The 25,728-nt window shown below is 65.9% G+C and carries 21 protein-coding genes and 1 pseudogene; 10 read left to right on the plus strand and 12 right to left on the minus strand.

Annotated elements, in window-relative coordinates; all coding sequences use genetic code 11:
* Positions 1 to 5: 5 nt before the first annotated feature.
* The 3 genes from ACM61V_RS00865 to ACM61V_RS00875 are packed head-to-tail and all read right to left on the minus strand — an operon-like array spanning position 6 to position 3,231.
* Positions 6 to 1,448: a Wzz/FepE/Etk N-terminal domain-containing protein gene (locus tag ACM61V_RS00865; RefSeq protein ID WP_419713744.1), complete on the minus strand. Its 1,443-nt coding sequence runs from the start codon at positions 1,446 to 1,448 to the stop codon at positions 6 to 8.
* The gene (locus ACM61V_RS00870; RefSeq protein ID WP_137785219.1) at positions 1,445 to 2,623 is read right to left on the minus strand and encodes an autotransporter outer membrane beta-barrel domain-containing protein; all 1,179 of its coding nucleotides are present in this window, start codon (positions 2,621 to 2,623) and stop codon (positions 1,445 to 1,447) included. The genes ACM61V_RS00865 and ACM61V_RS00870 overlap by 4 nt, the downstream gene beginning before the upstream one ends.
* Positions 2,620 to 3,231, minus strand: a complete 612-nt coding sequence (locus ACM61V_RS00875) for a polysaccharide biosynthesis/export family protein (protein ID WP_171007457.1) — start codon at positions 3,229 to 3,231, stop codon at positions 2,620 to 2,622. The genes ACM61V_RS00870 and ACM61V_RS00875 overlap by 4 nt, the downstream gene beginning before the upstream one ends.
* Positions 3,232 to 3,442: 211 nt before the next feature.
* Here ACM61V_RS00875 and ACM61V_RS00880 point away from each other — a divergent pair, with 211 nt between their 5' ends.
* Positions 3,443 to 4,888, plus strand: coding sequence for a tetratricopeptide repeat protein (locus tag ACM61V_RS00880; RefSeq protein WP_419713745.1), 1,446 nt, complete (start codon positions 3,443 to 3,445; stop codon positions 4,886 to 4,888).
* Between the two features lie 75 nt (positions 4,889 to 4,963).
* On the opposite strand, the gene ACM61V_RS00885 is transcribed toward ACM61V_RS00880, so the two are convergent.
* Genes ACM61V_RS00885 through xrtV form a run of 3 tightly spaced genes read right to left on the minus strand, consistent with a single transcriptional unit; the run spans position 4,964 to position 7,451 of the window.
* Positions 4,964 to 5,815: an EpsD family peptidyl-prolyl cis-trans isomerase gene (locus ACM61V_RS00885; protein ID WP_137785221.1), complete on the minus strand. Its 852-nt coding sequence runs from the start codon at positions 5,813 to 5,815 to the stop codon at positions 4,964 to 4,966.
* Positions 5,816 to 5,835: 20 nt separating this feature from the next.
* Complete coding sequence (gene epsI, locus ACM61V_RS00890; protein ID WP_249341370.1) at positions 5,836 to 6,570, minus strand: exosortase-associated protein EpsI, V-type; 735 nt, start codon at positions 6,568 to 6,570, stop codon at positions 5,836 to 5,838.
* Entirely contained in the window at positions 6,567 to 7,451 is an 885-nt protein-coding gene (xrtV, locus tag ACM61V_RS00895) for an exosortase V (RefSeq protein ID WP_419713746.1), read from the minus strand. Before xrtV ends, epsI begins: the two co-directional genes overlap by 4 nt.
* A 312-nt stretch (positions 7,452 to 7,763) precedes the next feature.
* Here xrtV and ACM61V_RS00900 point away from each other — a divergent pair, with 312 nt between their 5' ends.
* Complete coding sequence (locus tag ACM61V_RS00900) at positions 7,764 to 8,009, plus strand: XrtV sorting system accessory protein (protein ID WP_137785222.1); 246 nt, start codon at positions 7,764 to 7,766, stop codon at positions 8,007 to 8,009.
* 38 nt (positions 8,010 to 8,047) lie between these two features.
* On the opposite strand, the gene ACM61V_RS00905 is transcribed toward ACM61V_RS00900, so the two are convergent.
* Together ACM61V_RS00905 and ACM61V_RS00910 are read right to left on the minus strand one after the other, a co-directional pair.
* On the minus strand, positions 8,048 to 9,385 hold the full coding sequence (locus tag ACM61V_RS00905) for an SGNH/GDSL hydrolase family protein (RefSeq protein WP_137785223.1): 1,338 nt from the start codon (positions 9,383 to 9,385) through the stop codon (positions 8,048 to 8,050).
* Positions 9,385 to 9,654, minus strand: a complete 270-nt coding sequence (locus ACM61V_RS00910; RefSeq protein ID WP_137785224.1) for a spike base protein, RCAP_Rcc01079 family — start codon at positions 9,652 to 9,654, stop codon at positions 9,385 to 9,387. The genes ACM61V_RS00905 and ACM61V_RS00910 overlap by 1 nt, the downstream gene beginning before the upstream one ends.
* 178 nt (positions 9,655 to 9,832) lie before the next feature.
* On the opposite strand from ACM61V_RS00910, the gene ACM61V_RS00915 reads away from it, so the two are divergent.
* Together ACM61V_RS00915 and ACM61V_RS00920 are read left to right on the plus strand one after the other, a co-directional pair.
* Complete coding sequence (locus tag ACM61V_RS00915) at positions 9,833 to 12,004, plus strand: type I secretion system permease/ATPase (protein WP_137785225.1); 2,172 nt, start codon at positions 9,833 to 9,835, stop codon at positions 12,002 to 12,004.
* Positions 12,001 to 13,395 carry an HlyD family type I secretion periplasmic adaptor subunit gene (locus tag ACM61V_RS00920; protein WP_137785226.1) on the plus strand — a complete coding sequence of 465 codons (1,395 nt, stop codon included), beginning with the start codon at positions 12,001 to 12,003 and terminating at the stop codon, positions 13,393 to 13,395. Before ACM61V_RS00915 ends, ACM61V_RS00920 begins: the two co-directional genes overlap by 4 nt.
* Positions 13,396 to 13,592: 197 nt before the next feature.
* Here ACM61V_RS00920 and ACM61V_RS00925 read toward each other — a convergent pair.
* Positions 13,593 to 13,692 (minus strand): annotated as a pseudogene (locus ACM61V_RS00925) (acyltransferase); the annotation flags it as partial.
* 144 nt (positions 13,693 to 13,836) lie between these two features.
* On the opposite strand from ACM61V_RS00925, the gene ACM61V_RS00930 reads away from it, so the two are divergent.
* A complete protein-coding gene (locus ACM61V_RS00930; RefSeq protein ID WP_137785228.1) occupies positions 13,837 to 16,455 on the plus strand; it encodes a calcium-binding protein in 2,619 nt (872 codons plus the stop codon).
* A gap of 42 nt (positions 16,456 to 16,497) precedes the next feature.
* Here the strand turns inward: ACM61V_RS00930 and ACM61V_RS00935 are convergent, their stop codons facing one another.
* From ACM61V_RS00935 to cysD, 3 genes are all read right to left on the minus strand, one after another.
* On the minus strand, positions 16,498 to 16,737 hold the full coding sequence (locus ACM61V_RS00935; RefSeq protein ID WP_137785229.1) for an XrtV sorting system accessory protein: 240 nt from the start codon (positions 16,735 to 16,737) through the stop codon (positions 16,498 to 16,500).
* Between the two features lie 229 nt (positions 16,738 to 16,966).
* A complete protein-coding gene (gene cysN / locus ACM61V_RS00940) occupies positions 16,967 to 18,880 on the minus strand; it encodes a sulfate adenylyltransferase subunit CysN (RefSeq protein ID WP_137785230.1) in 1,914 nt (637 codons plus the stop codon).
* A complete protein-coding gene (gene cysD / locus ACM61V_RS00945) occupies positions 18,880 to 19,803 on the minus strand; it encodes a sulfate adenylyltransferase subunit CysD (protein WP_137785231.1) in 924 nt (307 codons plus the stop codon). The genes cysN and cysD overlap by 1 nt, the downstream gene beginning before the upstream one ends.
* Positions 19,804 to 19,847: 44 nt before the next feature.
* On the opposite strand from cysD, the gene ACM61V_RS00950 reads away from it, so the two are divergent.
* From ACM61V_RS00950 to ACM61V_RS00970, 5 genes are all read left to right on the plus strand, one after another.
* Entirely contained in the window at positions 19,848 to 20,813 is a 966-nt protein-coding gene (locus tag ACM61V_RS00950; protein WP_137785232.1) for a helix-turn-helix transcriptional regulator, read from the plus strand.
* 173 nt (positions 20,814 to 20,986) lie between these two features.
* Positions 20,987 to 21,457 carry an EF-hand domain-containing protein gene (locus ACM61V_RS00955; protein ID WP_137785233.1) on the plus strand — a complete coding sequence of 157 codons (471 nt, stop codon included), beginning with the start codon at positions 20,987 to 20,989 and terminating at the stop codon, positions 21,455 to 21,457.
* A 10-nt stretch (positions 21,458 to 21,467) separates the two neighbouring features.
* The gene (gene tgt, locus ACM61V_RS00960) at positions 21,468 to 22,592 is read left to right on the plus strand and encodes a tRNA guanosine(34) transglycosylase Tgt (protein WP_137785234.1); all 1,125 of its coding nucleotides are present in this window, start codon (positions 21,468 to 21,470) and stop codon (positions 22,590 to 22,592) included.
* A 14-nt stretch (positions 22,593 to 22,606) separates the two neighbouring features.
* Entirely contained in the window at positions 22,607 to 22,801 is a 195-nt protein-coding gene (locus ACM61V_RS00965; RefSeq protein WP_137785235.1) for a hypothetical protein, read from the plus strand.
* A 91-nt stretch (positions 22,802 to 22,892) separates the two neighbouring features.
* Positions 22,893 to 25,721 carry a M16 family metallopeptidase gene (locus tag ACM61V_RS00970; RefSeq protein WP_137785236.1) on the plus strand — a complete coding sequence of 943 codons (2,829 nt, stop codon included), beginning with the start codon at positions 22,893 to 22,895 and terminating at the stop codon, positions 25,719 to 25,721.
* Positions 25,722 to 25,728: the final 7 nt, after the last annotated feature.

The following is a 25,728-nucleotide window of genomic DNA, read 5'->3' on the forward strand; positions in this document are numbered from 1 at the left end:
ACCGGTCAGGAACGGGCGAAGCGCCGCGGCAGCCAGCGGCGCCGCTTGCCCTTTCCCGAAAGCACGGGGACGACCGCCAGCGGCGGTTCGCCAAGCAGATTGGTGAGCTGGCCGGCGCTGCGGATCGGGCGCAGGACGAGCTCTACCAGCAATGCCAGCGCCAGCCCGACGGCCAGCCCGCCGACGATTCCGCCCACGATCAGCAGCGGCCGGTTCGGCGAGGTCGGGTGATCGGGCGTCACCGGCGGATCGATCAGGGTCAGCCGCTCGCCGCGCTGCTGGTCCGCCAGCTTGGCCATCGAGCGGGCTGTCAGCAGGTTCGCCGATACCTTCGCCAGGTTGGCGCGGATGATATCGGCGCGTGCCTGCAGCTGCTGCACCTGTTGCGCCACCTGCGGCCCGCGCGCCTGCGCGGCGGCGAGCGCGGCGGCGCGGCTCTGTTCGGCGCCACGCTGGCGCTGGAGATCGGCGATCGCGCGGTTGTTGGCCGAAAGCTGCTGTTGCACCACGGCGGAAACGCCGCGGGTCTGGAACTGCTTCGAATTGGCGCGCGCCGCCGCGAGCCGGCTTTCGGCCAGCTTCACGTCGGGGTGGTTGTCCGAATATTGCGCTTTTGCCGCCGCAAGTGCCGCTTCGGCCGCCGTCACGTTCGGATCGCGCTCCACCGCCACGCCGGTCTGCACATTGAGTGCGGCGTTCTCGCGTTGCAGCGCGGCGATCTGCCCGGCGTAATCGATCGACGCGCCCGCGCCCACCATGCCGAGCCCGGCGGAAGAAAGCGCTGCGCCATTGACGCCGGCGATGCGGTTGATCTGCGATTCGATCCCCTGCACCTGCGCCTGCAGGTTCGATTCCTGATCCTCCAGGAACGCGACATTCGTCTGCGCCTCATCCTGCGACGAGGTCGCGGAAAGCTTGAGCAGGCGATCGACGAAGGTCTGCGCGACGATCTGCGCCTGTGCGGCGCGCGGATAGGCAAAGCTCAGCGAGAAGGCGATCGAGCCGCTGTTGGGCTTGCCGCCGCTGGGCGATCCCTGGATGTCGGCGTCGATCGCGCTGATCGTCGTCGCATCCCGCATCCGGTCGACCAGCTTCGACAGCGGCTCGCTGTGCGCCGAGGCGTTGTAGAGATCGTTCGCCTGAATCAGTTCGACCAGGTCGGGCCGGCTGAGAATCTGCTGCCGGATCTTGGCGATGCGCCGGTTGATCGGATCGTCGCCGCCCGGCGCGGCGGTCGCGCCCGGCAAATCCTGCGATTCGACCAGCAGCGTGGCTTTCGACTCATATTTGCGCGGCAACAGATAGGCCGCCGCAAGCGCGGCGACGGCGATCAACACCGCCGGCACGATCACGAGCCAGCGGCGCTGCCACAGGACCATCGGCAGGTTGCCGATCAGGCCAGATGATTCCTGCTGGTCATCGAGCGAGGCGCGCGCGCCGTCGTTCATCGCGGATCTCCGAAACGGTAGGACAGGCCCAGTCGCCCGCCATAATCGGCGGGGCGGTTCAGGCTGCTGGCAAAAATCTGGCGATACTGGCCGGTCGCCGTCAGTCGCAGGCGCTCCGACAAGCGGCGCTCATAGGTTGCCGAGGTGGTCAGATATTGCGCGCGGATACCGGGCACCAGCGCGGATTGCGAGCCGCCTTCCGTGGTGTAGAGCGCGCGTGCCGAAAGCGTCGTGAACTCGCTGAGCTTCCGGCTCCAGTTCGCGCCGATCGAATTCACATATTGCGATCCGTTGAACCCGGTCGGCCGCACCGAGCGCGAGCCGGTGATGCAGAAGTTCGACAACGGCCCCTGGCGACACAGGTTGATGTTGCCCGATGGGGATGCCTTGCCGGTCGATCCCGTCGAGCTGCTGTTCACGAACGACACGCCGAGCGATCCGTCGACCGTCCAATATTCGTTCAGCTTGGTCGATGCCGTGGCGCTGATCGTATAGACGTTGGTCCGCCCGCGCGCGCCGCGATAATCGTAGCGCGATACCGCGCCCTGCGCGCCGATCCGCGTATTGCCCGAAAGCTGGCGATTGTAGCTGAACGTGGAGCCCAGCCCGTCGTAATCGCTGATATCGGCGAACCGGCGATAACGCGCGATTTCGTAGAACACGCTCGCGCTGATGCTGTCGCGTGCCGACAGCGCCGCATCGAAATCGCCCGTCGCATATACGCCGCGCCGCCGGTCGCGCGTGCCGAACAGCGCGAGATCGGTCGGCGATGGCACGCCCGGCTCGATCGCCCCGCCCACCGAATCATAGGCGCCGATGATCGCGCTCGTCAGATCGACACGCATATGCGTGTTGACGCGTTCCGACGGGCGCCCGCGATAGTCCGTCGATACGCGATAGCTGGTCGCATCGGCATAATTGGTGAAATACTTCTGGAGGCTCGCATTGCCCGTAACGGTCAGCGTGTCCTGCGGCATCAGCAGTTCGAAACGCGGCGTCACGTCAAGCGCGGCATAGCCGCTGGCCAGATTGCTGCCCGTCCCGGAAAACGGATTGGACGAATAACCAACGCCGGGCGCCACATCCACGCTGGCGCGTGTCTGTTCCTGCGCATGGGCGATGCCCGGGGCGATCAGCGCCGCGGCTATCACGCAGCCGTAATAGCGCGCCCTCACGGAACGATAACCGTGTCGCCGCTTTCAAGCTGCGGCAGGCCGGCAAGATCACGATCGCTCGGGTTGCCCTTCAGCGTATCGCTGAGCCGCACCTTCAGCACGACCAGCCCGTTGCCGGATTTGCGCAGGATGCGGACGTTGCCGACATCGGCGAAATCCGCCGGGCCGCCAGCCAGCGCCAGCGCTTCCAGCACGTTGATATAGCGCCCCGTCGCGAATGCGCCCGGCGACTTGACCTTGCCCGCGACCGAGAACTGCACGCCCACCGGCGTCTTCACCGAAACGGTGACCTGCGGCACGGCATCGCGATACTGGCCGCGCAGGCCGCGCGAGATATCCTGCTCCACGTCGGAGGGAAGCTTGTTGTTGGCATTCACCTGCCCAACCAGCGGGAAGGAGAAGGTGCCGTCCGGCAGCACCTTGATGACGCGCTGCAGCCGCTCCTCGCCCCAGACGTAGATTTCAAGTTCGTCGCCCGGACTGATCCGGTACGGACGCGATTGTGCGGCGGCCGGCGCGGCGGGCGCAGCCTGCGCCATCGCCAGTTGCGCCTGAGACAGGCCGGCGCAGGCAAGCCCGGCGGCCGTTATCCATGCTTTATGCTGCATTCCCACCCTCGATTGATCTGTAGTACCGCAAATTCCCCTGCGAACCGTGGGGTTCTACCTGCTTGCCTACACCACCGCTAGGCAAAAGAGTGTTAACCGCGCGGGTTGTAGCGAAGCATTTCTTCCATCTATTTTGCCTAAGCCATCCCCATCGCCCATGAACGAACGCTGCCCTCAATCTCTGCACCAACGATACGGATGTCATAAAACGATGAAGCACCGTTCGATTCCGTTGTTCGCGCCGCTCGCCGCCGCGGCGCTGCTCGTCGGCTGTACGTCGGGGGATCGCACGGCCGCGAACGATGCCGCCATCGCACAGGGCGCGCTGGAACGGGGGCAGCTCACGGTGGCGCGTCAATATATCCAGCGCGCGCTCGCGATCCGCGACGACATCAGCGATTACTGGCTGATAAAGGCGCATATCGGGCTGGCCGAGCGCGATCTTTCCGGCGCTTACGACGCCTATCAGAACGTCCTCCAGCTCGATCGCGCCAATGTCGAGGCGTTGACCAGCCTGTGCCAGATCGCGCTGGCCGGCAATGTCGCGAACCAGGCGGAGAAATTCGCCGACCAGCTCGCGCTCATCAATCCGACGGATACCTTGCCCAATACCGTGCGCGCCTCCGCCGCCGCCGCGCGCGGCGACAAGGACAAGGCGAACCATTATCTCGATCTCGTCCTGAAGGCGCGCCCCGGCGATCCGTCCGCACTGATCGTGAAGGCGCGGATGCTGGCCAACGATCAGGATTATGCCGGTGCGGCCAAGGTGATGGAACAGGCGCTCGCAACGCCTGGCGATCCCACCGCGCGCCTGTCGATGCTGCTCGATTATTACAAGCGCGCGCGCGACGGCGACGGGCTGTTCCGCGCGGTCGAGCGGCTGGTGCAGGCCAACCCCAAGGATCCCAATCTCCAGCTCCAATATGCGGATCTGCTGTTCGATCGCGGCGCGAACGACGCGGCGAATGCGGCGATCGCCCGGGCGGCGGAGGGCAGCGGCAACGATCTCGGCGTGCCGGCGAACGCGCTTAATCTGTGGCTGAAGCAGGGCGCGGATGCGCTGCCGGTTGAAAGGATGCTGGCGAACGCCGCCGGTTCGACGCTGGCGATGAAGGCCGCCTATGCCCAATATGCCAACGAGACTGGTCATCCCGATGTGGCGGTTCGCATCCTCGACGGCGCCAATCTCGCCAATGCGCCGATGCAGCAGCCGGATGCGGCCAGCGCCGCCGCCGCGCTGGGCTATGCGCGCGCGCTGACGGGCGACACGGCGGGCGGCAACGCGCTGATCGCGGCGGTGCTGAAGGCCGATCCCGATCAGCCCGCCGCGCTGCTGGCACGCGGCCGATTGCGCGCCGCCGCCGGTGATCGTCGCGGGGCGATCGAGGACATGCGCAACGCCGTGTCGCAGGATGCCGACAACATCGCCGCGCGGCTGGCGCTTGCGGATACGCTCTTTCGCGGCGGCGACGCGGTGCTCGCCGAAACCGCGCTGCGTGACGGGATGAAGGGTGCCGGTGACGATCCGCGCCTGGCCGCCCGGCTGGCGCGGCTTCAGCTCGCCCAGGGGCGACACGACGCCGCCGCCGCCACCTTGGCGGATTTCGTGAAGGCCAATCCGCTCAGCCGGCGCGCGGCGGGGATCAAGGCGGGCTGAGCCCGCGCCGGGCATGAAAAGGGGAGCGAGGACCATATCGTCCCCGCTCCCCTTTCTGACTGGAACCGTTCCCGGTTACTTGGCCGCCGCCGGTGCGCCCTTGTTGGCCGGCGGTTCGAAACCGGGCTGATATTCGATCTTGGCCTTGGCGCGCTCGGCGTCGAGATCCTTCTTCATCGCCGCTTCCACCGCCTGACGGCGCAGGATCTGCGTCGCGACCGGCGTTGCCTGCTGCTCGGCAACCGGCTCGGCCTCGGTATTGCGGATCACGCTCGCGATAAGCTGGCCGTTCTGCGGCACGAGGAACGGTTCGTTCGGCTTGAGCGAGGCGATCTTCTGCGCCGCGTCCGGCGGCAGCGCTGCCGAATCGAGCACCGAACTGCCGCGGTTGAACTGGATGTTCGACGATTTCAGCGCCGCTTCCACCTCCGCCATCGTCTGCGCCGCCTTCAGCTTGGCGCCGAGCGCGGGATCGTTGGTGAACGGGAAGGCGATCTGATCGAGCGTGTAGCGCTTGCGCTGGCCGAACAGCGAAGGATTGTCCGCGACGAATTTCTGCGCGGCGGAGGCATCCGGCAGGGCCACGGCCTTTGAGCTCTTCGCGGCGAGCAGATCGATCAGGATGCCGTCCTGCGCGCGCGAGATCTGCGTCAGATAGCTCGGCGACTGGTCCAGGCCCTCGGCCTTCGCCTTGCTGACGAGCAGCTTGCGGTCGATCACGCGCTGCAGCACCTGCGCCATGACCGCTTTCCTGTCCACGCCCTGCGGAATCTGCGTGTTGCCCAGTTCGGCGTTGAGCTGCTGCTGCGTGATCTCCTGCCCGTTGACCACCGCGACGACCTGGCCGTCGGCCTTTTTCTGGCACCCGGCCACCAGCGGCAACATCATCGCCGTGGCAACCACCAGACCAATTTTCACCTTGCTCATGCTATCCCCCAACGAGAATGTTACGTTAATTTCGGCGCTTGGGTGCCGCGATCCATGCCGACCAGCACCTGGCGCAAGCGGAGCCCGATCGCGGCGTACAGATCGCGGGCGAAGCCGTCGAGCAGCGCGCTCTCGTCGCCGCTGCCCACCGTCGACACGCGCACCAGCACGCCGTCGGGGATCACGCCGGCGAAGTTTTCCCTCACCACCGCACCGCGCTGTGCGGACCATTTCGTCGGGAAATAGTCGCCCACGCGGGTCCAGTAGATCAGTTGCTCGCGCCGCAGATCCGCCTCCGCCACGATATAGCGCGATGGGATGGCGACGCCGGGCGCCAGCGGTGTCTCGTGCTGTGCGATCGTGGTCAGCTTGTAGCCGCTCGCCGGATAGCAGACCTCTGGCCGGTGGACCTGGATCGTGCCGTCCTGCGCCCCGCTATAGGCGATCAGCAGCATCACCGAAGCACCATCGGCGCGCGTGTAGGCGCGTGTCACAAGCTGGCTGTATATCTTGTCGCGCATCTGATCGGCCGGCGGCAGAACAAGCCCGCTCGCGGCCTGATACTTCCAGCCGCCGAACGCGTCCGGCACGAGCGATTCGAGCTTGGCATTGCCCAGCAGCTTCTCGATCCGGCGCGGCTTCAGCGCGAAGCCCGCCGCCGCCACGGCGATCATCGCGCCGCCCAGCAGCGCCTCCCGCCGCGTCGCACGAGCCTCGCCCTGCCCGGCGTGGCGCAGCCAGCTTTCCTCGTTCATGCCGCCCCCCGCGCCGCGAGACGGTCACGGATCGGCGCCGCGAGGCTGTCGATCAGGAAGATGCCGAGCAGCGCGCTCATGAACATCGTCAGGCCGGCCGCCTCGTGGATGAAGCCCTGCCCTGCCGCCTCGCCGAAATGATAGGTCACGAGCAGCAGGATGATAACGCGTACGAGGTTCGCCACGATCGCCACCGGCAGGATGCAGGCGACCAGAAACAGCATGTAGCGCCAGTTCGCGCTGTGGCGGATGTAAATGTAGAACATTCCCAGCGCGGTGAGGCTTATCATCGAGTTCAGGCCCGCGCAGGCCGCCGCCACCAGCATGTCATATTGACCGATCTGGATCGACACGCCCGATCCCGCGATCGGATAGCCGGCGGCATGCAGGATCCCGACCGCCCATTGCGAGATCGCGATCTTCAGCGGCTGGGTGAGCATCGCGAACAGCGTGTCGGGCGGCGGAAACATGAATGCCAGATAGAACAGCGGGAACCACACGACCCGGATCGTCGCGGCGCCCCACAGCAGATAGGCGGTGGTCAGCACGATCGCGTACATCGTCGCGCCCTCGATCTCGACGATGCTGGTGACCCGGGCGAACAGATAGAGCGGCAGCAGCACCGCCAGCAGCACCCCGCCGACCAGCCACGATCCCGGCCGCGCGATCGCACGCGCCGCGCCCCATTCGCGGCTGAGCAGCCACAGCCCGGTCGCGAGCACGATCGGGCCGTGCGCGCCCTGTTCGGTAGACCAGCTTTCCTGGCCGACATGGATCATCACGGGAACGATCACCGCGAGCAGCCCGATCACCAGTATCGGCGTCGAGCGGATCCATTCGACAGGCGTCTGCGAATGCTTCGTCAGCAGACCGGCTTCCACGGTGAAAACACCTCCCCAGGGTAAAGGCTGATCACCGCGACACTTGCCGATTGCCCTGACCAGATTTTCTATCGAAGCGGCGCCAGTTTAGCAAGGAGCGTTCCCCTGTCGCAGCGTGGCTGGATCATTCCGATACATTAACGATAGTCGTGAATATTTCGCGGCTTGGCCGTCACCATCGGGACAAGTTCGGCCGCGTGGCGATGATGTATCCCATACACACCTTATTTCTTCCTAAACCGTTTCATGCTTAGAGATGGTGGAACAGCGGGCGCGCCGCGCGCCATCGATCTTGGAAACGGAAAATCTATCATGCAGACGGCCTACGACTGGATCAGCGTCGCGATCTTCGCCGGGCTTGTCGTGCTCTTGTTGCAGCGCTCCTCCCGGGAGGAGCCGACCGATCATCTCTGGCAGTATCTGCCGCCCGCGCTCGGCTGCGCGGTGGCGAATTATTTCGGCAACGAGGGAAATCATCTCGTCGCCGTGCTCGTCCTGGCGGCGGTGGTCGGCTATATCTTCCATATCCTCAAGCCGGAAATCTTCCCGAAGCGCTGATCTAGAAAAGGGCGGCGGATCGCACCCGCCGCCGCCGCTCACAGGGCGGCCATCACCGGCGCCACCACCCCCGCCAGCACCGCGTAGCCGGCGTCGGTCAGATGAATGCCGTCGGTGTGGAAATTGGGTCCGTAAGGCGCGGCGTTGGGGCAGGCGCCCTCGGTGCCGATCGCCGCATTCAGGTGCAGCGGCACATAGGCATCGCACAGCGCCGGCCCGTTCGCATCGAAAAAGGCGTTATAGGCTGACCGCGATAGCGGCACGTCGAGCGCATCGGCCGCATCGGTGCTTGTCAGCAGCACCAGCTTGGCCGCGCCGGCCGCGCGCCGCGCCTGAAGATAGGATTGCGTCGCCGCCGTCGCCGCCGCGGTGGAAAGCAGCCGCTGGTTATACCATTCCCACGCCGCCAGATGCATCGGGCTCGCCCCCAGCAGCACAAGCATCGGATCGATTTCCGCCGTCGCTTCGGCCTTCATCGCGGTCATCGATACGCCGACATGGCCCAGATTGGTCCACCGGCCCAGGCTCCAGCCGTTCGCCGCCGCCACCCGGCCGGGATAGCTGTTGAGCGGTGCGGTGATACTGTACCCGTTCGTTATGCTGTCCCCGTGAAACACGCGGAACGGCGCGCCCGCCCATGGATAGGGGGACGCATATTTGTCGCGCGCCCATTTCTCCGCCTGCATCATTTCGGCGGCGGTCAGCGCGCGATTCCATACGATCACCTCGTAGATTTCCGCTTTGGCCGCCGTGCCGGGCGTCGCGGGCGATCCGCCGATCCCCACGTTGTGCCCCGCCGCCGAGACGAACTTGCCGAAATGGGTGACGCAGGTGTTGTTGATATAATATCGCGCCGAGGTCGCATCCGGCAGCCCGGCGGTATAGCCCAGCGTCGTCAGCCCCGCCCCGCCATAAGGGCATCGCCCCAGCCCGTTCCCGTAAAAGCCCGCCTGCGTGCCGTTGGCGAACAGGTTGTAGCCGGTGGAATTCGACGCGGTGAACAGAAACCCGAACGAGCTCGCCTGCACGTTGCGGCACACCACAAGCGCGGAGCTGGACGCGCCCTGACAGGCGCTCGCCACCGCGTTCGCGGTGCCCGCGTCGAGATATTGCGCGCCGGAAAACAGCACATAGGGTTTTCCCCCTGCTCCGCCGGTGCGATATTTCGGCTGGTTGGCCGGCGTGTTCTGGACCGCCGCCAGCCCGCCGGCCCCGTCGGCCCAGCTCGCCAGATTGCTGTTGTCCGCCTGCGGCGGGATATCGTCGGCCGACCAGCGCGCCACGATCGCGGCGCGCTGCGGCAGGGCGGCGGCCGACGGCGGCAACGATCGCCGCCGCCGTCGGCCCTGCGCGCCGATCGCGAAGCCCAGCGACATCACGCGAACGCCACGATATCGGCCGCCGTGGTGCCGGTTGCACGCACGAAACCGGCGCGGACATCGATCACCTGCCCGGCCGCCACGTTGCGGAAGGTCACGTCGCTCGTCCCATTGACGCCGCGCAGCACCACATCGCCGGCCGTGCCGACGTAGAGCGCCTTGGGCACCACCGGCAGCGGCGTCGAATCGTTCGGGGCGACCGGAAACGGCGCGCACGCCGGCGCGATCACCGAATCGCTGAACTGCGCGAAGGAATCGGAAGGCATCGGAAATCTCCTTTCAGAGGCCGATCCGCATCTCGAATCGGCAGGAGTGTTCCTGTTATGTTCGAAAACCCGCCGTAGGACAGGGCTATTTTTCTCCCGCCCGGCCGGTCGAAGTTAAACGCGCCTTTACCAGCCCGGCTTACCACGGCGTCGTCCCCCAGTACCAAAGGCCAGTGCGATGACCGTGACCGAGCGTATCCAGCGCCTCAACGAAGCGTTCGGCGGCCCGACCGTCGATCCCGAATCGGGCGCGCAGGCGCTCGCGCTGCTGCTGTCGCTGCACAATCTGGCGATCGATCCCAAACAGTTGCGGCACGAGCTTGGCCATGCCGAGCCGCTGTCGTCCGGCGATATCGTTCGTCTGGCGCGCCGTATTCCCGGCGTCCGCGCGCGGCCGGTCAAGGTGGAGCCGGGCAAACTTTCGCGCCAGCCGCTGCCGCTGCTGGCGAACGGGCCGGAGGGCTGGTTCCTGATCGGCCGGCTGGTCGAGGATGGCGTGCTCATCCAGCATCCCGGCCGCGAGGTGGAGCGGATCGATCGCGCCGGGCTGGATGCGATCTGGTCGGGCGAGGTGGTGCTGGTCGCGACGCGCGAGCCATCGGTCGCCAACGGCCGCCGCTTCGACATTCGCTGGTTCGTGCCGCAGATCGTGCGCTATCGCCGCCTGATCGGCGAGGTGCTGCTGATCACCTGCACGCTCAACCTGCTTGGCCTCGCCTCGCCGCTCCTGTTCCAGAACGTGATCGACAAGGTGCTCGCGCACAACGCGCTGACCACGCTCAACGTGCTGGCGATCGCGTTCGTCGCGGTCGCGCTGTGGGAAACGGTGTTCGGCTGGATCCGCACCCGGCTGTATGCCGAAACGAGCCAGAAGATCGATGTGGAGCTTGGCGCCCGCGTGTTCCGCCACCTGCTCGCCCTGCCGCTCGATTATTTCGAGCGCCGCCGCGTCGGCGATACCGTCACGCGGGTGCGCCAGCTCGAAACGATCCGCGAATTCCTGACGAACGCCTCGCTCACGGTGCTGGTCGATCCGTTGTTCACGATCGTGTTCATGGTGGCGATGATCGTCTATTCGCCGGCGCTGTTCGGGATCGTCGCGCTCACGCTGGTCGGCTATGTCTGCGTCTCGCTGTTCGTCACCGGGCCGTTGCGCGACCGGATCGAGGACAAGTTCGAGCGCGGCGCGGCGAGCAACGCGCTGCTCGTCGAAAGCGTGGGCGGTATCCAGACGATCAAGGCGTCCGCCGTCGAGCCGCAGTGGCAGGACGGCTGGGAGCGCCAGCTTGCCGCATACAGCGCGTCGGCGCTGCGCGTCATCAGCCTCTCGTCCACCGGCAGCCAGGCGGTGGAGCTGATCTCGAAGCTGGGCTTCGCGGCGATCCTGTTCTTCGGCGCGCAGCAGGTGATCGGCGGCGCGATGACGGTGGGCGCGCTGGTGGCGTTCAACATGTTCGCGCAGCGCGTGTCCGGCCCGGTGATCCGCATGTCGCAGATCTGGCAGGATTTCCAGCAGGTCCGTATCTCGATCGAGCGGCTTGGCGATATCCTCAACCACCCGATCGAGCGCCAGTCGAACAGCAAGGTGGACATGCCGCCGATGCAGGGCACGATCACCTTCGAGAACACCCGCTTCCGCTACGCGCCGGATTCCCCTCCGGCGGTGGACGGCATCTCGCTGCACATCGGCGCGGGCCGCTCGATCGGCATCGTCGGCTCGTCCGGCTCGGGCAAGTCCACGCTGACCAAGCTGCTCCAGCGGCTTTACGTGCCGGAAAGCGGCCGCGTGATGGTGGACGGCATCGATCTGGCGCAGGCGGACCCGACATGGCTGCGCCGCCACATCGGGGTCGTCCTGCAGGAGAATATCCTGTTCAACCGCTCGATCCGCGAGAATATCGCGCTCGCCAACCCCGCCATGCCGCTGGAGCGCGTGATGCGCGCCGCCGCGCTGGCCGGCGCGCATGAATTCATCCTTCAGCAGCCGCATGGCTACGACACGCCGATCGTGGAGCGCGGCGCGAACCTGTCCGGCGGGCAGCGTCAGCGGATCGCGATCGCACGCGCGCTCATCACCGATCCGCGCATCCTGATCCTCGATGAAGCGACCTCCGCGCTGGACGCGGAGAGCGAGGAGATCATCCGCCACAATCTGAAGGCGATCGCGCAGGGCCGCACCGTCGTCATCATCGCGCATCGCCTGTCCGCGGTGCGCGAATGCGACGGGATCATCGCCATGGAGAAGGGCCGTATCGTCGAGGGCGGCACGCATGAGGAGCTGCTTCGGCTCGGCGGCCGCTACGCCGAACTTCACCGGCGACAGACCGGTATCAAGGATCTCGCCGCATGAACGCGCTCACCACCAACTGGTCGATCGTAAAGAGCGCGCTGGCCGAGGATCGGCAGCGCGAGGCCGAGCGGCTGCGCATCGACGACGCCGCTTTCCTGCCCGCCGCGCTCGAAGTGATCGAACGCCCGGTATCGCCCACCGCGCGCCTCACCGCGCGCGTGATGATGGCCGGTGTCGCATTCCTTGCCGGCTGGCTGGCACTGGGGCGGACCGACATCGTCGCCTCGGCGAGCGGGCGGATCGTTCCGAAGGGGGCGGTGCAGCTCGTGCAGCCGGCGGAGGCCGGCGTGGTCCGCCGCATCCTCGTCCACGATGGCGATCATGTGAAAAAGGGCCAGCCGCTCGTCCTGCTCGATCCCACCGTATCGGGTGCTGAAGCGGCGCAGGCGGCCAAGGCATTCGAGACGGTGGCGTTCGAGGTCGCGCGCACCCAGGCGGTGATCGACGCGCTGGATGGCAAGCCGCTCGTCATAATCCCCCCGGCCGGGGCGGATGCGCACACGATCGCCGCGCAGGAGGCGCTGGCGCGCGCGCGGCTCGCCGATGTACGCGCCACGATTGCCGCGAACGTGGCGGGTGGCGGTGTCGCCAGCGCCGATATCGCCAGCGCGCGGGCCGAGGTCGCCAAGCTCGACAAGTCACTGCCGCTGCTCGATCAGCAGATCGCGGCGAACGAGCAATTGCTCGAAAAGGGCTTCGTCTCGCGCCTCAAGGTGCTGGAGATGCGGCGCCAGCGGATCATGGAATCCGGCAGTCGCGATGCCGCGCGGGAGGCGATCCGTCGCGCTTCGGCCCAGGCGGGCGGCGCGGCCTCCACCCTCGCCAAATCCCGTGCCGACGCGCGCGCCGAGCTTTACGAGCAGCTCGTGAAGGCGACATCGGACATGCGGTTGCGGCAGCAGGAAATGGTCAAGGCGAAGCAGCGTTCCGGCTTCCAGGCATTGCGCGCGCCGGTCGACGGCACGGTTGGCCAGCTTTCGCTCCACACCGAGGGCGGGGTGGTCGAGGCCGCCAAGCCGATCATGACGATCGTGCCGACCGGGGACAAGCTGGTGGCGGAGGTGAAGCTGCTCAACCGCGACGCCGGCTTCGTCCAGCCGGGCCAGAAGGTGGCGCTGAAGCTGGATGCCTTCCCCTTCTCGCGCTACGGCACCTTGCCCGGCCATGTCGTCAGTGTCAGCCCGGATGCGGTGGACGACGAGAAGCTCGGCACGGTCTATATCGTCCGCATCGCGCTGGCGCGCACCACGGTCGATCGCGGCGACCGGGTGACGGCGCTGGTGCCAGGCATGACGGCGACCGCCGATATCGTCACCGGCAACCGCAGCTATCTGAGCTATCTCACCAGCCCGATCGAGGAAGCGCGGGGGAGCGCGCTCAAGGAACGGTAGGCCGGGCCGGCGGGTCGCGCGGGGCGCGGGCGTGTTTCACTTCGGATGGAAATGGGCCACCCGCGCCGCCACCAGCGCGCGTTCGATCGCGGGGTCGAAATCGGCGCCCCGCTGGCGCAACATGTCGATCCACGGCAGCGTTTCCGCCTCGGCCAGCCGGCGGCGCAACAGATCGGCGACGCTGCCGATCCGCCGCGCGGGCACGCCTGCGACGATCGAATCCGGCGGCACGTCCTTCGTCACCACCGCCCCGGCCGCGACGATCGCATCGGGCCCGATCGTCACGCCCGGCATCACGACGGGCGGCACACCCGCACGGGCGGCCCACGCCCCTGCCGCTGCAAACTAAAGATCGGTAATCGCAGGGTTAACCACGCACATAGAGGAAGGATCAGGACGAATCTGACAATCTTGGCCCGCTAGAAAAGGGGTCTTCTTTCCATGGCGACGAACACTTCCGTCGGAATCAATCTTTCTCCCGTCAATTACTGGAGCACCGAATACCCCTTCATCGACCGGATGAAGACTGCCGGTTCCTGGGGCGTGCAAGGGGGTTCGCTTGCATCGCTGACAGTGGACCAGAACGGATATCCGACCAAGCTTCCCGCCGGCGCCACGAGCGTCTCCACCATGGTCGCGCTCGATCCCGCCAGCGCGGGCACGAACAAGACGTATGTGCTGTCGTACAGCGGCACCGCGACATTCCGCATTCCGGGCGCGACGATCGTCAGCTCGAAGCCGGGCGAGATCACGTTCACCGTTACCGGCGCGACACCGATGCAGACGGTGATGATCACCAGCATCGACGGCAACAATCCGCTGACGGCGATGCATATCGTTCGCCAGGATCAGGTCGCGCTGTTCAACAAGGGTGAGTTGTTCAACCCCGATTTCGTGGCGAAGGTGTCGCAGTTCGGCACGCTGCGCTTCATGGACTGGGAACAGACCAACGCGACGACCACGACAAGCTGGTCGCAGCGGACGACGATGAACAGCTTCTCCTGGGCGACGACATCGAGCACCACCGGCGTGCCGATCGAGGCGATGGTGGCGCTCGCGAACGAATCGCACACCAGCATGTGGCTGAACATCCCGACGCAGGCCGACGACAATTACGTCCGGCAGATGCTCACCTACGTGCGCGACAATCTCGATCCGTCGCTCAAGGTGAACGTCGAATATTCCAACGAGGTCTGGAACTGGAGCTTCCAGCAGTCGCGTTATGCCAATCAGATGGCCACCCAGCTCTGGGGCAGCGATCTCACCCGGCCGCCCCAGCAATATTACGGCTATCGCGCGGCGCAGGTCGCTTCGATCGCGAACAGCGTGTTCGGCGCCAGCGGTGCCGACCGGCTTCAGAACGTGCTCTCGACGCAGACCGCCAATCTCGGCCTGGAAAAATACATCCTCCAGGGGATCACGCGCGCCGGCGTGGGCGATGCCTCGACGCTGTTCAAGAATTACGCGGTCACCACCTATTTCGGCAGCGAATTGAGCGGCCAGAATGCCAGCGATCGCGCGATCATTCTGGGCTGGGCGAATGGCGGAACCGCCGGGATGGACGCCGCCTTCAACGAACTGCTCAATGGCGGAACGCTCACCGGCTGGGGCTCGCTGCCCTCGGTCATGGCGCAATGGGCGTATCAGGCCGGGGTCGCGAAAAAGAGCGGGCTCAATCTGGTCGCCTACGAAGGCGGGCTGGATCTGAACGCATCGAGCTTCGCGACCGCCGACCAACCCACGATCATGGCGTTCTTCGCGCGGCTGAACGCCGATCCGCGGATGACGGACGTCTACAACAAGATGATCGCGGGCTTCTCTGCCGCAGGCGGCACGCTGCTGACGGCATACACCGATGCGCAGTCCGATCGGCCGGGCGGATTGTTCGGAACGCTCAAGTCGATCTACGACAGTCCCTCGCCCTCATGGACCGCGCTCGTCCAGGCGCAGGCCGCGCTTTTGGCCGGGCAGGGCACGACACCGACCACGCCCGCGCCAACCAGCCCGATACCGACCACGCCCGCGCCGACAACCCCGGCGCCGGCCGTCCCCACGCCGGCCAATCCCAATGCGGTGCAGGCGCCGCTGCCGAGCGCCCCGCTCGATACGAGCACGACGCTGGCCAATGTCACGCTGAATGCGAATACGCGCAATCTCACGTTCACCGGCACCGGCGCGTTCGCCGCCACCGGCAACGATCGTGACAACGTCATCACCGGCGGAAACGGCGGCAACAAGCTGTATGGCGGCGCCGGCAACGACACGCTGGTCGGCGGCAACGGCAACGATTATCTCGACGGCGGCACCGGCGCGGATCGCATGGTCGGCGGCGCGGGCGACGACACCTATATCGTCGACAACGCGGGCGACACGATTGTCGAGCAGGCCGGCGGCGGCAACGATACGGTGGTGAGTTCGATCAGCTACACGCTCACCGCGAACGTGGAGAATTTGAAGCTGACCGGCACCGCCGCCATCAACGGCACCGGGAACGAGCTTAATAACATCATCACCGGGAATGCGGGCAACAACGTCCTGTCGGGCGGCGCGGGCAACGATCAACTCTTCGGCGGCGACGGCGACGATTATCTCGATGCCGGCGACGGCAACGATGTGCTCGATGGCGGCAACGGCAACGACACGCTGGTCGGTGGCGCCGGTAATGACATCCTGTTGGGCGGCGCCGGCAACGACATCCTGATCGCCGGCACCGGCAAGGATTCGCTGACCGGCGGCGCGGGCGCGGATCGGTTCGTGTTCGCGCCCGGGGACCTCGGCAACTCGATCACCAATACCGATGTCATTCTGGATTTCAGCCGGGCCGAGGGCGACAAGATCGATCTGTCCGCATTCGACGCGAACACGAAGACGGCGCAGAAAGATGCCTTCACCTTCATCGGCAGCAAGGGCTTCACCAAGCAGGCCGGTCAGCTGCGGGTCGATTCGGTCGGCGGCTACTGGAACGTGATGGGCGACACCAACGGCGATGGCGTCGCGGATTTCGTCCTCAACGTGAAGGCGACCGGGCCGTTGATCCAGTCCGATTTCATCTTCGGCTGATCGATCGCGCAACGGCCGCGGCGTCCCACGGCGTCGCGGCCGTCATGCCGACATGTTCGGCCGCAGCACCAGCATGATATAGGCGATCACCGCCACCAGCCCGGCGATCGCTAGCGCGATATAGCCTTCGTTGCCGATATAGTTGACGACGGCGCACCCGATCGCGGGCGGGGCATAATGCCACAATTTGTCGACCGGCTTTTCCGCCGCCGAGCGATGCAGCATCAGCACGACCAGGCCGGTGAACACCATCAGGGTCAGCCAGTCGAAAGGTGTCTGCATCGGGCGCTAGGGCCTTGGCCGCGCCGCGGCCGGGCGGATGCGGCACATCGCGTGACGTTGCCCCGCCGATATGACGACTATCGCCCTCACCCCGCTATGGAAATGAACCACGAGGCCTGCCCTCCCCCTATCGACCGTAGGCCGCCCCGATGGGATAGCAGACCTCGCGCGCGCCTGTCCATCGCACCCGCCAGGGCGATAATTGCCCGGATCGGTTGCAATCGTCCCGTCAGGGGACGAGCCGCCGCACGATCAGTTCGGCCGCCTCCTCCGCCGACATCGCGCTCGTGTCGATGCGGATCTCGGGATCCTGGGGTGCCTCATACGGCGAATCGATGCCGGTGAAATTCTTCAGCGCCCCGCTGCGCGCCTTGGCGTAAAGGCCTTTCACGTCGCGCGATTCCGCGTCTGCCAGCGACGTATCGATATGCACCTCGATAAATTCGCCCGGCTGCATCATCCGCCGCACCATCTCGCGCTCGGCGCGGAACGGGGAGATGAAGGCGGTGATGACGATCACCCCGGCATCGGTCATCAGCCGCGCCACCTCGCCCACGCGGCGGATGTTCTCCACGCGATCGGCGTCGGTGAAGCCGAGATCCTTGTTCAGCCCGTGGCGCACATTGTCGCCATCGAGCAGGAAGGTGTGGCGGTTCATCCGCACCAGCTTCTTCTCGACCAGATTGGCGATCGTCGATTTGCCCGCGCCGGAAAGGCCGGTGAACCACAAGACCGCCGGCTTCTGGTTCTTGAGGTCGGCGCGCACCTCGCGCGTCACGTCGGTCGGCTGCCAGTGGACGTTCTGCGCGCGGCGCAGCGCGAAGTGCAGCATGCCGGCGGCGACGGTCGCGTTGGTCAGCTTGTCGATCAGCACGAATCCGCCGAGCTGGCGGTTCTCCGCATAGGGTTCGAACACGATCGGCCGGTCGGTCGAAAGGTTCGCCACGCCGATCGCGTTCAGGTCCAGCGTCTTGGCCGCGAGATGTTCCAGCGTGTTGACGTTGACCTGGTATTTCGGCGCCTGGACGGTCGCGCTCACGGTCTGCGTCGCCAGCTTCAGCCAGTAGGAGCGGCCGGGCAGCATCTCCTCCTCGGCCATCCACACGATCGTCGCCTCGAACTGGTCGGCCACCTGCGACGGCGCGTCGGCGGCGGCTATTACATCTCCTCGCGAACAATCCACCTCCCCCGTGAGCGTGAGCGTGACCGACTGGCCCGCCACCGCTCCATCGAGATCGCCGTCCATCGTCACAATCCGCGCGACGTTTGAGGTTCTGCCCGAGGGCAGCACGCGGATCGCATCGCCCGGCTTCAACCGCCCGCTCGCGACAAGCCCGGCGAAACCGCGAAAATCGAGGTTAGGCCGGTTGACCCACTGCACCGGCAGACGAAACGGCTGTTCCTGATCCGCCTCCGCGTCAAGCGGCACATTTTCCAGATGCTCGATCAGTGTCGGCCCGCGATACCAGGGGGTGTGCGGGGAAAGCGAGGCAATATTGTCGCCCTTGAATCCGGAGATCGGGATAGCGCTGAAATCCGCGATCCCGATCGAGCGCGCGAACGCCGCATAGTTCGCCACGATCCGGTCGAAAACGCCCTGCTCGTAACTGACCAGGTCCATCTTGTTGACTGCCAGCACCACGTTGCGGATGCCGATCAGGTGCGCAAGATAACTGTGCCGGCGCGTCTGCGTCAGCACCCCCTTGCGCGCATCGATCAGGATCACGGCGAGATCGGCGGTGGACGCGCCGGTGACCATATTGCGGGTATATTGCTCGTGCCCCGGCGTGTCGGCGACGATGAACTTGCGCTTCTCGGTCGCAAAGAAGCGATAGGCGACGTCGATCGTGATCCCCTGTTCGCGCTCGGCGGCGAGTCCGTCCACCAGCAGCGCAAAGTCAATCTCCTGCCCCTGGGTGCCGACTTTCTTCGAATCAGCCTCCAGCGCAGCGAGTTGATCCTCGAAAATCATCTTGGAATCGTACAGCAGTCGCCCGATCAGCGTGGATTTGCCATCGTCGACTGAGCCGCAGGTTATAAACCGCAGCAATGACTTGTGCTGATGTCGATCGAGATAGGCATCGATATCCTCTGCGATCAGCGCGTCCGTGTGATAGGCGCTGTCGGGCGCGGTCGCGTTCATCAGAAATATCCGTCCTGCTTCTTTTTTTCCATGCTGGCCGATCCCGCGTCGCGATCGATCGCGCGCCCCTGCCGTTCGCTGGTTGTGGTGAGCAGCATCTCCTGGATAACCTCGGCCAGCGTCGCGGCCTCGCTCTCCACCGCTCCGGTAAGCGGATAGCAGCCCAGGGTGCGGAAACGGATCGAGCGCTCGACCGGAATTTCGCCCTCGGCCAGCGGGAAGCGGTCGTCATCGACCATCAGCAGCATCCCGTCGCGCTCCACCGTGGGGCGCGGCGCGGCGAAATAGAGCGGAACGATCGGCACATCGTTTATCTGGATATATTGCCAGATATCCAGCTCGGTCCAATTGCTGATTGGAAAGACCCGAATGCTTTCGCCCTTCGCCTTTTTTGTATTGTAGAGGTTCCACAATTCCGGTCGCTGGTTCTTCGGGTCCCAGCGATGGCTGGCCGAGCGAAAGCTGAATACGCGCTCTTTCGCACGGCTCTTTTCCTCGTCGCGCCGTGCGCCGCCAAATGCCGCGTCGAAACCATACTTGTCGAGCGCCTGCTTCAGGCCCTCGGTCTTCCACATATCGGTATGGAGCGCGCCGTGATCGAACGGGTTGATTCCTCTCGCTTCCGCTTCGGGATTGCGGTGAACGAGCAGTTCCATCCCGCTCTCGCGCGCCATGCGGTCGCGCAGGTCGTACATCGCCTTGAACTTCCATGTCGTATCGACATGCAGCAGCGGAAACGGCGGCGGCGCGGGATAGAAGGCTTTCCGCGCCAGATGCAGCATCACCGCGCTATCCTTGCCGACCGAATAGAGCATGACCGGCTTCTCGCACTCGGCCACCACCTCACGGATGATATGAATCGATTCGGCTTCGAGCCGCTCGAGGTGGGTGAGTGTCATCGCGCCGGTCGTCATCGCCGCCATTTGTGAGGCTGGCTTTCGCGCGCCACCTCCCATATGGGAGGGCAATGGCATTCAGCCGCATCGACGAAACCGATCTGTTGCTGCCGCTCCATGAAGCGGCACGGGAGGCGCCACGCTGGCGGACGTTTCTCGCGCGCCTTCGCCAACGCACCCGCGCCGACTCCGCGCACCTGCTAACCAGTCCGTTCGGTGCCGCCCTTCCCGCACCCTTCAACGACATCACACCCGAACGCCTCCGCCCGAACCGCGTCTACGCCGCGGCAGAACTGGGCGAGCGCGCAGCGGGGGACGGGCGGATCATCCGCGTGACCGAACCCAGCGGCGCCGGTGCGGTGCTCGCCATCATCGGCGTCGCGCGCGTATTCACCGCCGCCGATAGCGCGCTGCTGTCGGCGCTGGGCCCCCACCTCGCCGTCGCGCTGACCGGGATGGTCGCGATCGACGGGTTGCGCGCGCGTCTCGACCTCGCAGAGGACATTGTGGCGCGAACCGGCACGGGCCGGATCAGCTTCGATCGCGACGCGCGCGTGCTCCATTTCGACCCCATCGCGGAGCGGATCGTGCGCGCATCCACCGGGAATTCGCCCGCGATCGGCCAACGACTGCGCATCGGCGACCTCGAGGCCGAGCGCCTGCTCCCGCTAGCCGCCGCGACGTTTGCCGATAGCCCGGATAGCGCCCCGCGTACGCTCCGCCTTTCCGCCATGCCTGCTTGCAATATCCTGCTGGTTCCGGCGCGCCCCGCGATGGCGGCGCTGTTCCGGTCGCCGATCGCGACCGGCCCTCAGCGCCTGGCGGCGATCGAAGCAATCCACGGCCTGACACACAGCGAGGGGCGACTGGCCGCGGCGCTCGCCGATGGCGCCAGTATCGCGCAAGCGGCGGCCACCATCGGCCTGACGATCGAAACGGCTCGAAATTACTCCAAGCGAATCTATGCCAAAACCGGCGTGCGCGGTCAGGCAGAGCTCGTTCGCCTGCTGTGCACGGGCGTTTCCGCGCTGGCGTAAGCGGCGATCATCGTCGCTAAATGCCGGCCAGCGGTTGCAAGCTCCGCGAGCGCACCATAGGGCATGGCGATGCAGAACGGGTGCGGCACCTTCCGGCTCAGCCATGGTTCAGCCGCGGGGGTGTCCGTCCGCCGCATGGCTTGGTGTACATTTGCCTCGCAGGAATATGTCACATGATCCTGGCACTGCTGCTTCAGGCCGCTGTTCCCTTGACCGCCGCGCCGCCCGGCCCCGGCCAGCCGCCCGCCACGATGGTGGTGGAGCCTGCCGCAATGATGATCGCCGCCTGTGATCTAGATCGCGACGGCCGCACCACCGCCGGCGAGCTTCAGGCCTGCGTCGAGCGCAGCTTCGCCGCGATCGATAGCGCGCACAAAGGCTCGCTCGGTTACATCGAATTCGCCGACTGGGCCGAACGCTGGCTGGGAGATCGCAACGCTCTCCCGAGCCCGTTCGAAGTGGACAGCGATGGCGACAATCGCATTACCGCAGCCGAATTGAACGCGAAGATGGCTCAGATCTTCCGGCGGCTCGATCGCGATCACGATGGCGCGGTAACGCGTGCCGAATGCCTGACGATCCGCGCGGTCCTGCCCAATCCGGCGAGCGGCAAGCACAAACGCGGCGCAACGCCGCCACAATGAGTTCCATACGATGACCTCGCGGTTCACCTTCACCGTCGCCGCCACCGACGGGGCGGCGCGCACGGGCACAATCGCGATGCAGCGCGGCGTGATCCGCACGCCCGCCTTCATGCCAGTCGGCACCGCCGCAACCGTGAAGGCGATGAAGCCTGCAGATGTCGCTGCGTCTGGTGCGGACATCATCCTGGGCAACACCTATCACCTGATGCTGCGCCCCGGCGCGGAGCGTGTCGCGCGGCTTGGCGGGCTGCATGATTTCATGGGCTGGAAGCGGCCGATCCTCACCGATTCGGGCGGCTATCAAGTGATGAGCCTCGCCGATCTCACCAAGCGCAGCGAGGATGGGGTTTCGTTCAAGAGCCATCTCGATGGCTCGCGCCATATGCTGTCGCCCGAACGCTCGATCGAGATCCAGCGCCTGCTCGGTTCGAACATCATAATGGCATTCGACGAACTCGTGCCCACCACGTCGGCGCGCGAGGTGCAGGCGGCGGCAATGGAGCGTTCGATGCGCTGGGCAAAGCGCAGCCGCGCCGCTTTCGATGCGGGCGGCGCACATGCCGCGTCGAACGCGATCTTCGGCATCCAGCAGGGCGCGCTTGACGAAGGGCTGCGCAAATCCTCCGCCGACGCACTGATCGATATCGGCTTCGATGGATACGCCATCGGCGGTCTGGCGGTCGGCGAGGGTCAGGAGGCGATGTTCGGCTGTCTCGATTTCGCGCCCGGCCAGCTCCCCACCGAAAAACCGCGCTACCTGATGGGCGTCGGGAAGCCGGACGATATCGTTGGCGCAGTCGAACGCGGGGTCGACATGTTCGACTGCGTACTGCCAACCCGTTCCGGCCGCACCGGCCAGGCCTTTACCCGCACCGGCCCGATCAACATCCGCAACGCGCGCTTCGCCGAGGATGACGGGCCGCTCGATCCCGACTGCGGCTGCCCGGTATGCAGCACCTGGAGCCGCGCCTATCTTCATCATCTCGTGCGCGCGGGCGAAATTCTCGGGGCAATGCTGATGACCGAACATAACATCTGGTTCTACGAAGCATTGATGGCGGATTTGCGCGCGGCGATCTCGGCGGGCACGCTGGGTACTTTCGCCGGCGCGTTCCGCGCGCGATACTACGGTTAAGAAGGAGAGTAAGCGTGTCCGACAACGAAGAGCCCAACGAAATACTCGCCGCCGCGCGCGATGCCAAGGCGCATGAAGAGGGCGCCGGCAAGGCCAAGCGCGAGGAGCGTGCGCGCAACTGGAACCTCGGAAAGATCGGCTTGGGCGTCGGAATCGGCTCCGCTGCGGTCGCTGCGGCCGTGCTGTTCGCGAACCGCGACAAGAAATGACAACCGACGCCGCGCGAGAAGCTTCCGCGCGGCTGAGCTATCATCGCCCCCCGCCGTCAAGATCATCGCGGCGTCGCGCTGAGAGAACGCCATGCGCCTGATCCTGACGTTGCTTGCCGCTGTCGCCGCTCCCGCGCTTGGCGAAACGGCACCACCCCTGCCGGCGGTCAAGCCAATCGCTTTCAATGAACGCAGCTTGCCGAACGGCCTGCGTGTTTATGCGATCCGCGATACGGCTACCCCGAATGTGGCGGTTCAGGTGTGGTACGATGTCGGCGGCCGCGACGATCCGCGCGGCCGCTCCGGATTCGCGCATCTGTTCGAGCATCTGATGTTCAAGGCGACGCGCAACCTTCGGGCCGAACAGTTCGACCGGCTGACAGAGGACGTCGGTGGTTATAATAACGCTTCCACGGGGGACGATTACACGAACTATTTCGAGGTCGTCCCGGCCAATCATCTCCAGCGACTCCTGTTCGCGGAGGCCGATCGCATGGCTTCGCTGGTCGTCTCTCCCGCCGATTTCGCCTCGGAGCGCGATGTGGTGAAGGAGGAGTTTCGTCAGTCCGTCCTAGCGCGTCCCTATGGTAAATTGGAATCGCTGTATCTTCCGGCGCTGGCCTATCAGCGCCACCCTTATGCGCGCGGCGTGATCGGCAGCATCGCCAATCTCGATTCAGCGACGATCGAGGACGTGCGTGCCTTTCACGCCACCTATTACCGGCCGGACAATGCGGTTCTGGTCGTCGCCGGCAACTTCGACCCCGCAGAGTTCGATCGCTGGGTCGATCGCTATTTCGCGCCGATCAAGCGCCCCGATCGCCCGATCCCTCGCGTGATCACCGACGAGACCGTTCGCACAAAGCCGGTAAGCGTAACCGTCCACGAACCGAACACCCCGCTCCCCGCGATCGCGCTCAGCTATCCGCTGCCGCCTGATCGCTCCACCGACATACCTGCGCTGATGGTGCTCCAGGCGATCCTCGCGCACGGCGAGAGTTCGCGACTTTACGAGAATCTGGTCTATCGTGACGGCCTTGCGCAGTCGGTCGAGGCGACGCTCGATACGCGCGCGGGGCCGGGGAAGCTCGACGTCACCGCGATCGTCGCGAGCGGCAAGGCGCCGGACGCGGTGGAGCATGCGTTGCGGGCGCAACTCGCGCGGATGCGCGATACCCTCGCCTCCACCGCGGAACTTACCATCGCCAAGACCGGCATTCTCACCGATGCCCTCAAGGCAAGCGAGACAGTGGAGGGTCGCGCGCGCATCATCGCCGCGTCGGTGCTGGTGGACGGCGATCCACGCGCCAGCGAACGACAGCTCGCGGCGGTTCGGCGGATCTCCGCCGCCGACGTTCAGCGGGTCGCACGTCTTTATCTGGGCGATGATCGCGTCGCGACGATTCGTTATCTTCCGGCCGCCGATGGTGCGAACGCGGATACAGGCATCCCCATCGCCGCGACGGTAGAGACACGCGCTCTTGCGATCCCGGCCGATATCACCCTCGTCACGCCCGCCAGCGATGCAGATCGGGTGCCGCTGCCGCCTCTCGGTCCGGCCATTGAGGGGCAGGTTCCGGTGCCGCGTGAAATCCGGCTGGCAAACGGCCTGCGCGTCGTGACCATCGAGCGCCATGACGTGCCGCTCGTCACCGCGAGGCTGGTCGGGCTGTCGGGCGCAGCGCGTGATCCGAGCGGCAAGGCAGGCGCCGCGAGCCTCGCTGCCGCACTGCTGACAAAAGGCACCCATACCCGCTCAGCCGTTCAGATCGCGCGCGAGGCGGAGGCGTTGGGCGCGTCGATCGATACCGGCGTGGCCCGCGAGGGCAGCGCGATCGGCATCACCATCGCGACGCCCGCGGTGGCCCCCGCGCTCGATCTGCTCGCCGATGCCGCGCGCAACGCGACACTTGCGCCAGACGAACTGGAGCGCGCCCGCGCGCAGGCGATCGATGCGGCACAGGTATCTCTGACCGAGCCGATGGAACTTGCCGGGTTGGCCGCTGATCGCGCGCTATTTGGCGCATCGGGCTATGGCGGCGCCGTGGACGGCACGCCCGCCTCGCTGAAGGCGATCACCCGCGCAGATCTGCAGGCAGCCTCTGCCGCCGCCTGGTCGCCCGATCGAACGACACTGATCCTGGCTGGCGACATAACGCCGGACACCGCGAGGGCGCTGGCGGAGCGAGCATTCGGTGATTGGCGGGCGGCCACTACCGCTCCCGCGCCGGTCGCTCGGCCGACGCCGGCCACCGCGCCGCGCACGATCCTCGTTGATTTGCCGGATGCGGGACAGGCAGGTGTCATTGTCGCGCGCGGTGCGGTGCCCAGGGGCGATGCACGCTATTATCCGGCATTGCTCGCCAATACCGTGCTCGGAGACGGTTACACATCGCGGCTCAATCAGGAGATCCGGATCAAGCGCGGGCTTTCCTATGGGGCGCAAAGCGATCTGAACGCTGGGCGCGACACGGGCTCAATCGATGCCGGCGCCTCTACAAAGAACGCCTCCGCAGCCGAGGTGGTTACGCTGATCGCCGGAGAGATGCGACGTCTGGGCGGCGTCCCGATCCCGGAAGCCGAACTGGCCACGCGCCGCTCGGTGCTTATCGGCAATTTCGGGCGACAGGTGGAACGCACCGCCGGGCTCGCCGGAATCGCTGGAAGCGCGGTGTCAAACGGGCTGCCTGTCGACGAAATGACCCGCTACGCCGAAGCGATTCGCAACACCCCCGCCAACGCAGTGCAGGCTGCGGGCGCCTCGTTGTTCGATCCGTCTAACGCGGTCATCGTCGTCGTCGGAGATGCCCGCGCATTCGGTGACGCATTGCGCAAACAGCGACCCGAAACCGACACGATCCCGGCTGCCGCCCTGAACCTCGACGTCGCAACGTTGCGACGAACCGGTCCCTTGAGATGAAATCGTA

It is taken from the genome of Sphingomonas sp. TX0543 (assembly GCF_048565505.1).
Lineage (GTDB): Bacteria > Pseudomonadota > Alphaproteobacteria > Sphingomonadales > Sphingomonadaceae > Sphingomonas.

Coding starts and splice junctions, on each gene's coding strand:
- ACM61V_RS00865 (WP_419713744.1), bottom strand. CDS start 1,448: ATGAACGACGGCGCGCGCGCCTCGCTCGATGACCAGCAGGAATCATCT.
- ACM61V_RS00875 (WP_171007457.1), bottom strand. CDS start 3,231: ATGCAGCATAAAGCATGGATAACGGCCGCCGGGCTTGCCTGCGCCGGC.
- ACM61V_RS00880 (WP_419713745.1), top strand. CDS start 3,443: ATGAAGCACCGTTCGATTCCGTTGTTCGCGCCGCTCGCCGCCGCGGCG.
- ACM61V_RS00885 (WP_137785221.1), bottom strand. CDS start 5,815: ATGAGCAAGGTGAAAATTGGTCTGGTGGTTGCCACGGCGATGATGTTG.
- epsI (WP_249341370.1), bottom strand. CDS start 6,570: ATGAACGAGGAAAGCTGGCTGCGCCACGCCGGGCAGGGCGAGGCTCGT.
- ACM61V_RS00900 (WP_137785222.1), top strand. CDS start 7,764: ATGCAGACGGCCTACGACTGGATCAGCGTCGCGATCTTCGCCGGGCTT.
- ACM61V_RS00905 (WP_137785223.1), bottom strand. CDS start 9,385: ATGTCGCTGGGCTTCGCGATCGGCGCGCAGGGCCGACGGCGGCGGCGA.
- ACM61V_RS00910 (WP_137785224.1), bottom strand. CDS start 9,654: ATGCCTTCCGATTCCTTCGCGCAGTTCAGCGATTCGGTGATCGCGCCG.
- ACM61V_RS00915 (WP_137785225.1), top strand. CDS start 9,833: ATGACCGTGACCGAGCGTATCCAGCGCCTCAACGAAGCGTTCGGCGGC.
- ACM61V_RS00920 (WP_137785226.1), top strand. CDS start 12,001: ATGAACGCGCTCACCACCAACTGGTCGATCGTAAAGAGCGCGCTGGCC.
- ACM61V_RS00930 (WP_137785228.1), top strand. CDS start 13,837: ATGGCGACGAACACTTCCGTCGGAATCAATCTTTCTCCCGTCAATTAC.
- ACM61V_RS00935 (WP_137785229.1), bottom strand. CDS start 16,737: ATGCAGACACCTTTCGACTGGCTGACCCTGATGGTGTTCACCGGCCTG.
- cysN (WP_137785230.1), bottom strand. CDS start 18,880: ATGAACGCGACCGCGCCCGACAGCGCCTATCACACGGACGCGCTGATC.
- cysD (WP_137785231.1), bottom strand. CDS start 19,803: ATGGCGGCGATGACGACCGGCGCGATGACACTCACCCACCTCGAGCGG.
- ACM61V_RS00950 (WP_137785232.1), top strand. CDS start 19,848: ATGGCATTCAGCCGCATCGACGAAACCGATCTGTTGCTGCCGCTCCAT.
- ACM61V_RS00955 (WP_137785233.1), top strand. CDS start 20,987: ATGATCCTGGCACTGCTGCTTCAGGCCGCTGTTCCCTTGACCGCCGCG.
- tgt (WP_137785234.1), top strand. CDS start 21,468: ATGACCTCGCGGTTCACCTTCACCGTCGCCGCCACCGACGGGGCGGCG.
- ACM61V_RS00970 (WP_137785236.1), top strand. CDS start 22,893: ATGCGCCTGATCCTGACGTTGCTTGCCGCTGTCGCCGCTCCCGCGCTT.